This is a genomic window from Rhizocola hellebori (genome assembly GCF_016862955.1).
GTDB lineage: Bacteria > Actinomycetota > Actinomycetes > Mycobacteriales > Micromonosporaceae > Rhizocola > Rhizocola hellebori.
The window spans coordinates 34,774-41,458 of sequence record NZ_BONY01000080.1 but is presented as its reverse complement, the minus strand read 5'-3'; the positions used below and the strand labels follow the sequence as shown (position 1 = coordinate 41,458).

Annotated in this window: 5 protein-coding genes and 1 tRNA gene; 1 reads left to right on the top strand and 5 read right to left on the bottom strand. The window is 66.8% G+C overall.

Translation table 11 applies throughout. The features are described from left to right. The first annotated feature begins 127 nt into the window (after positions 1–127). Positions 128–1,372: an acetyl-CoA C-acetyltransferase gene (locus Rhe02_RS39845; protein ID WP_203913683.1), complete on the top strand. Its 1,245-nt coding sequence runs from the start codon at positions 128–130 to the stop codon at positions 1,370–1,372. On the opposite strand, the gene Rhe02_RS39840 is transcribed toward Rhe02_RS39845, so the two are convergent. From Rhe02_RS39840 to Rhe02_RS39820, 5 genes are all read right to left on the bottom strand, one after another. Then, positions 1,356–1,631 carry a hypothetical protein gene (locus tag Rhe02_RS39840; protein WP_203913682.1) on the bottom strand — a complete coding sequence of 92 codons (276 nt, stop codon included), beginning with the start codon at positions 1,629–1,631 and terminating at the stop codon, positions 1,356–1,358. The genes Rhe02_RS39845 and Rhe02_RS39840 overlap by 17 nt on opposite strands. A gap of 72 nt (positions 1,632–1,703) precedes the next feature. Beyond that, positions 1,704–2,492 (bottom strand): Bax inhibitor-1/YccA family protein, encoded by a 789-nt coding sequence (locus Rhe02_RS39835; protein WP_203913681.1) that lies wholly within the window; start codon positions 2,490–2,492, stop codon positions 1,704–1,706. 56 nt (positions 2,493–2,548) lie between these two features. Continuing rightward, on the bottom strand, positions 2,549–4,501 hold the full coding sequence (locus Rhe02_RS39830) for a SpoIIE family protein phosphatase (protein WP_203913680.1): 1,953 nt from the start codon (positions 4,499–4,501) through the stop codon (positions 2,549–2,551). A gap of 40 nt (positions 4,502–4,541) precedes the next feature. After that, positions 4,542–6,527 (bottom strand): APC family permease, encoded by a 1,986-nt coding sequence (locus Rhe02_RS39825; RefSeq protein WP_373320776.1) that lies wholly within the window; start codon positions 6,525–6,527, stop codon positions 4,542–4,544. A gap of 61 nt (positions 6,528–6,588) precedes the next feature. Then, positions 6,589–6,672 (bottom strand) — tRNA-Leu (locus Rhe02_RS39820). Between the last annotated feature and the right edge of the window lie 13 nt (positions 6,673–6,685).

Genomic DNA, 6,685 nt, shown 5'->3' with positions numbered 1-6,685 from the left:
GCGACGCAGAGAAGGCGACGTAGAGAAGGCGACGTAGAGAAAGCGGCGTCGAGAATGCGGCTTGGAGAAGGAGCTTGTGGAAAACTCCACAGCGCGCGGTGGGTTACCCGTAGGTAATGTGAGCGTTATGACTGATGCTGTCATCGTCGCCGCTGCCAGATCGCCGATTGGGCGGGCCGGGAAAGGCTCGCTTACCGAGCTGCGGGCCGACGACCTCGCTGCCACCATTGTTCGAGCCGCGCTGGACAAGGTGCCTCAGCTCGACCCGGGGCTGATTGACGATCTCTACCTGGGGTGCGGGCTGCCCGGCGGTGAGCAGGGTTTCAACATGGGGCGGGTGGTGGCCACCCTGCTTGGTCTGGACAGCCTGCCGGGTGCGACGTTGACGCGCTACTGCGCCTCGTCGTTGCAGACCACGAGAATGGCCTTCCACGCCATCAAAGCCGGTGAGGGCGACATCTTCGTCTCGGCCGGTGTTGAGATGGTTTCGCGCTATGCGCGGGGCAACTCCGACGGGCTGCCGCCGGAGGCCGCTGCGGCGGTGGGTGGCAGCTGGCGCAATCCGAAGTTTGACGCGGCGACGCAGCGTACCAAGGAACGCAGCGCGGAGAATGCTCCATTGTGGACGGACCCGCGGGAAAACGGTGACCTGCCAGACGTTTACATGGCCATGGGTCAGACCGCGGAGAACCTGGCGCAGAAGTGCGACATCTCCAAACAGGAGATGGACGAGTTCGGCGTGAGGTCGCAGAATCTGGCCGAGAAAGCCATTAAAGACGGCTTCTGGGCCCGTGAGATCACGCCGGTGACGCTGCCCAACGGCAATGTGGTGGCCCAGGACGACGGCCCGCGGGCCGGTGTCACGCTGGAGGCTACCGCGGCGCTCAAGCCGGTGTTCCGGCCGGATGGCCGGATTACGGCCGGAAACTGTTGCCCGCTCAACGATGGCGCCGCGGCGGTCATCATCATGAGTGACACGAAGGCGCGGGAGCTGGGCATCAAGCCGCTGGCGCGGATTATCTCGACCGGCGTGACCGCGATGAGCCCGGAGATTATGGGAATCGGGCCGGTGGAAGCCTCCCGCCAAGCGCTCAAGCGAGCCGGGATGAGCATTGGCGACATCGATCTGGCCGAAATCAACGAAGCCTTTGCGGCACAGGTTATCCCGTCATATCAGCAGCTGGGGATCCCGCTGGAGAAGCTGAACGTCAACGGCGGGGCGATCGCGATTGGCCATCCGTTCGGGATGACCGGGGCGCGGATCACCGGAACCCTCATCAACTCGTTGCAGTGGCACGACAAGAGTATCGGCCTGGAAACCATGTGCGTTGGCGGCGGCCAGGGCATGGCGATGATTATTGAGAGGCTCTGAGCGCCCCTCTTATCTCGGTGAGTTCCTCGACGGCCCGGCTGACTTCGGCCGGGCCGGCGTTGCTCTCCAACAGGTCGGAGACCACGACCCGCAGCTGATCGGGCAGGACCAGATCGGACAGGCGAGGAAGCGTGTGCTCGGGCCCGGCAATGCGTTGCAGCGCTTGATGTAGCGCCTCGCCTCGGTTCCCCCAGCGGGCCTGCGTCCAATGCGACACCTGGTTCAGCAGAATTTGGGTCACCTGCCGCAGGTCGTCCATGCGTTACCCCCTAGATGCGCCGATCGCCGTTTCCAAGTTGCTACCCGGAAACGGCGATCGGCAAAGCGCGAGTTAATCCTCAGAGAAGTAGCTGATCAGACGCAGGATCTCCAGGTACAGCCAGACTAGCTCGACAAGGATGCCAAACGCGCCAAGCCACCCGTACTTGCGCGGCAAGCCGGCGTGCACGCCGTCTTCGATCTGCTTGAAGCTGACCACCAACATGAGGGCCGCTACGGTAATGCAGATGACGCTGAACCCGATCGCGATCGGACTACCGTCGCGCAACGGCGTGATGTTGCCGGTGAACGTATAGATCAGGAAGTTCACCAGCATGATGATGCCCAGGCCGCCGGCTAGGGCGATGACCACCTTCATGAACGTCGGGGTGGCCCTGATGATCCGTGACTTGTAGAGAATCGACATCAGCAGGAACACACCGAGCGTGCCGATGACGGCCTGCAGCACGATGCCTTCCCACCGGGACTCGTAGACCTTGCTCACGGCACCGAGGAAGACCCCCTCGACCAGCGCGTATCCGATGAGGACGACCGGGTTGGTGACCTGGGCGAAGGAGATGATCAGACCGAGGACGAGCCCGACCAGCATTGCGGCAATCCACGTTGGGTAAATCGCCGTGTCCGGCACGAGCATCCAGGTCGCGGCCGCGCTCACGACGGCGGCTCCGAGCAACGTCACCGTCTTGACGACAACGTCGTCGATGGTCATGACGTCGCGGGTGCCGACCTGGACCGGGCTCCCCTGGTAGTCATAGTCGACTGCCGGACCACCCGGCACTGAATAAGCGGGCTGTTGAGCTGCGGCGCCAATGCGTCCGAGCACAGGATTCGAACTCTTCACGCGCACAGGGTACCCATATCCGTCCAGCTAGCACGACCTCCAATAAGCAGGAACGGCTACAGAAGCGGCCTCGTCGCGGGCCTGCCCTGCACCAACCCGATCGCGGTCAACGCCAGGATGTGCTGCGCGACGCTGCCCGGCGCGGCGTCAATGGTCAGGGTGGTGCCGTGCTTGGCATGCCGGGCGAGGGCCTGATAGAGCACGGACACGCCCGCGCTGGCGAAGTGGGTCACGCCGGTCAGGTCGACGGTCAGCGGCCTTGTCCCGCCATGGGAACGATGGCCGAGCTCCATCGCCAGCTGAGGCGCGGTCATCGAATCCACCGGGCCGTGTACCCCGACCGTGCCCGCGGCCACCGGCTGGCTGAGGACCAGCATGGGCTCGTCGATCGGTGGGCCCGCCACCGGAGGAACAATGATCGCCGTGGGAGAGTCGGCCAGCAGCATGGCCGGACGGGTCAGCCGGTGGCGCACCACCCCGACCGTCCCCGCGACCGTGCGCTGCACGTGCACCTCGTCGACCAGCTCGGCGGCTATGGCCAGCCCGCGGCCCCGGTCGGGGTTGGACGGATGCTCCCGCCACCGGCCGTCGTCGGAAACGCTGAACTCGACGTGCCCGCCGAGGTGGCTCGCCTGTACCGAGACCGTCCCCACCACGTCCGAATACGCATGCTCGATCGCGTTGGCGACCAGCTCCCCCACCGAGTGCAACAGACAGGACATGTCGCGCCGGTCGACGCCGATGCCGGCCAGCCATTCCCGCACCACGGCACGGCAGGAGGCCGCGCTGTTCACCTCGGCCGGCAACCTGAGCGCAAGCGGCGCGGTCAGCGGCACCCGTTGCACGGTCAGCAGGGTGATGTCGTCGGCGAAGCCGGTGCCGCGTACCAGCAGCTCAACGGTCTCCGAGCAAACCTTCTCCGCCGCCGAGGTGACCGGGCCGCGGAAGGCGCGTCCGGCGGCGATGTCGGTCGCCACCTGTGCCAGCTCAACGGTGGCGGTGGCCATCGGCCGGCCCGGCCGGTCCACGATGCCGTCGCTGTAGAGCAGGAGCATGTCCCCGACTTCGAGCCGGGCGTACGCGGTGGGGAAAGCCGAACCCGTCCCGAGTGGACCAGCCCCGGTCGGCAGCAGGTAACGGCCGGCCTCCCCGGCGCGCAGCAGCAGCGGCGGCGGATGCCCGGCGGTGCAATAGGTGAGCTCGCCGGTGAGGGTGTTGAGCACGGCCACACAGACGGTGGCCGCCATGGCCCCGGGCAGGCGGCCGGCCAGCCTGTCCACAGCCCTGAGCGCGCCCACGATTCCGGCCCCGTCATCGAGCCGATCCTGCAGCACGGCCCGCAGCTGTCCCATCACGGCGGTGGCGGCGATGCCGTGCCCCACCACATCGCCGAGCACCAGGGCGACCTTGGTGTCGTCGAGCACGACGGCGTCGAACCAGTCCCCGCCGGCGCCCGCGTCGCCGTCGGCGAGCAGATAGCTCGCGGCGATCTGCGCTCCGGCCGGTACGGGCAGGGCGTTGGGCAGCAAGGCGCGCTGCAATGCATCGATGGTCGCGACCGAATGCGCTTCCCGCTCTTCGGCCCGGGTCGCCCGTAACTCGGCTGTGCGGCGGGCCATCACCGATTCGGTGACGTCGCTGCCGAGGCCGATCACGCCGCGGATGCTGCCATCGAGGTTGTGCCAGGGACTGATGGTGAAATTCGCGAACATCTCGTGCACGGAGCCGTCGGGGCCGTCGAGGTGCACCCGCCACTCCCGCCCGGCCACCGGCTCCCCGGTGGTGTAGACCTGTTCGTAGATGTCAAACCATTGCTGGCCAAGGAGATCGGCGAGCCCCTCACGCAGCGGGCGGTCCAAACCCCAGTTGGTCAGCAGCGCGCGGGTGGTCGCATTGGCGCCCACCATCCGCAGCTGCGGCCCCTCGCAGACGAGGACGATGTAAGGCGCTTGTTCGATGGCGGCAGCCAGTGTCAGGGGATCGCCCGACTGCCTTTCGTCCTCGCCCATGAGTTCACCGTACGGCTCCGCGACGGCCACACTCAACCGGCTAACCACCAACGTGGATGCCCGGTCGGCGCGAAGGGTCGCGCTCCACCTTGCGCAGGATCTCGCGGACCACCGGCGGGGTGTCCCCTCGGCCGAGTATCAGGTACCGGAACAGGTGCAGCAGCGGTGAACCTTCGGACCATTCGAAGTAGCAACGCGGCCGGACTCCGCTCGCGTCGCGAAGCGCGAGCAGGATGGCCGCGATCGCGTTCGGAGCTGCCGGACTGTCCGCCCGCAAGATCCGGTAGCCGTCGACCTCGACGCCCCTGACCCGCAGCACATCGCTGAACGTCGACGGGTCGGCAATATCGATCTCCAGGAACAGGATGTCGGCCCGGCCCGGGACCGGGTTCATGCCCCGCTGCTCGCGCTCCTTGGCGGCGTATTCCTTCACGTCGCCGGCCTGGCGGCGGTTGGCGATCAGGTTCAGCGCGCCGTCGTATTCGATCGAGTCGGTCACGTACCGGCGGGCGCGCTGATCGAACTCGATCCGCTCGACGCGCAGCTCGGTGGTCCGCGAGATGCGGGAAACGAGCGACACCACCACGATGCCGAGGATGAACATGGCCGAGATGGCTATCCCGTCGGGCTTCTCGATGATGTTCTCAGCGAGCGCATACAGCAGCACCAGCGTCAGCACGGCGAAGCCGGCGGTGGCGGCTCGCTGCCGGTAGCGGGCGGCCGAAATCGTCACCGCGACCGCGCCCGAGACCATCATCGCGAGGATTCCGGTGGCGTAGGCCCCAGCCTGGGCATTGACGTCGGCACCGAAGGCGATCGTGATGATCACACTGATGACGGTATAGACAATCACCACTGGACGGACGGCGCGGCCCCACTCGGGCGCCATGCCGTAGGACGGCAGATAGCGCGGCACAATATTGATCAGACCCGCCATCGCCGACGCCCCGGCGAACCACAGGATGAGAATGGTCGAGATGTCATAGACCGTGCCGAATCCCTCGCCGAGGTACTCGTGGGCCAGATACGCCAGCGCGCGGCCGTTGGCGGGACCGCCCGCGGCGAACTTGTCCTGGGGGATCAGCACGACGGTGACGATGCTGGTGGCGATCAGGTACACCGACATGATCAGCGCGGCCGTGGTCAGCAGCTTGCGGGTGTTGCGAATGCGGGAGGCCAGCCGCTCTTTGGCCTGCTTGCCCTCGGCGGCGACCAGCGGCATCATGCTCACGCCGGTCTCAAAGCCGGACAACCCGAGCACCAGCGCCGGGAAGGCCAGGATGGCCGGCCCGAGCAGGCTGCCGAACCCGTCCCGGCCCGAAGTCAGCGCGTCCACCCAGCCGGACCAGGCGCCGGGCGTGGAGACGACCTCCACCAGGCCCACCACCACGACGACCGCGTTGAGCGCCAGGAAGACAGCCACCAGCGGGATCGCCACCCCCACCGCCTCGCTGAACCCGAGCATGAACACCCCGCCCAGCACGAGCAGCAACGCGACCGTCAAGGCGACCGCGTGCCCGTGCAGGAAGCTTGGGAAGAAAGGATTCTCCAGCACGTGTACGGAAGCGTCCGCCGCCGAAAGCGTGATCGTGATGATCCACGAGGTGGCCACGAATCCGAGCAATACCAACACGAACACCTTGCCGCGCCAGAACGGCAGCAGGTCTTCCAGCATCGCCACCGAGCCCTGCCCGTGCGGGCTCTCCCGGGCCACCCGCCGGTACATCGGCAGCATGCCGAGCAGGGTCAGCGCCACAATCAGCAGCGTCGCCAGCGGGGAAAGGACACCGGCCGCGAGCGCGGCGATGGCGGGCAGATAGGCCAGCGTCGAGAAGTAGTCGACCCCGGTCAGGCACATCACCTTCCACCACGAGTGTGGCTTGGCATGGCCCTCGTCGGTCTCCGGCCCGACCGGATGCACCCTGTGCTCCAGCAGCCAGCGCGGGAGACGCCCCTGCGGCTCGGCTGCAGGCGCCGGGTTGCCGACGACCGCGGGAATCGCCAGCGCTTCATCTTTCCCGCTCACTTCAACCTCCGCGTCGGGCACTGCTCCGAGGCGGATCTTACGGGTCGTCAGCAACAAATTCTGGTGCCCGGGGCGGGACTCGAACCCGCACGCCTTGCGGCAGTCGATTTTAAGTCGACGGTGTCTGCCATTCCACCACCCGGACTTTGCGCTGGCGG

Excerpts from the sequence above, each read along its gene's own strand:
- Rhe02_RS39845 (WP_203913683.1), top strand. The coding sequence starts at position 128 with ATGACTGATGCTGTCATCGTCGCCGCTGCCAGATCGCCGATTGGGCGG.
- Rhe02_RS39840 (WP_203913682.1), bottom strand. The coding sequence starts at position 1,631 with ATGGACGACCTGCGGCAGGTGACCCAAATTCTGCTGAACCAGGTGTCG.
- Rhe02_RS39830 (WP_203913680.1), bottom strand. The coding sequence starts at position 4,501 with ATGGGCGAGGACGAAAGGCAGTCGGGCGATCCCCTGACACTGGCTGCC.